The 234-nt window shown below is 65.4% G+C and carries 1 pseudogene; it reads left to right on the top strand.

The window, feature by feature from the left end:
• Window positions 1-234, top strand: a pseudogene (locus SB847_RS22320) (glycine cleavage system aminomethyltransferase GcvT); the annotation flags it as partial.

Genomic DNA, 234 nt, shown 5'->3' with positions numbered 1-234 from the left:
CGCTGATCTGCGACGCTGACGGCGGCATCATCGATGACCTCATCACCTACCGCCGCCCGTCACCTGTGGAGGGCGAGGACAAGTTCCTCGTAGTCCCCAACGCCGGCAACGCCAAGGTTGTGGCCGTCGAGCTGCTGGAACGCGCTGCCGGCTTCGACGTTGTCGTGGAGGACGCCTCCGCGTCGACTTCACTGATTGCGGTCCAGGGCCCGAACGCGGAAGCCATCCTCCTTC

The organism is Bacillus sp. SIMBA_026, from assembly GCF_046535335.1.
Taxonomy (GTDB): Bacteria; Bacillota; Bacilli; order Bacillales; family Bacillaceae; genus Bacillus; species Bacillus velezensis.
Note: the sequence above shows the minus strand (reverse complement) of the source record. Positions and strands in the feature narration are given on the sequence as shown.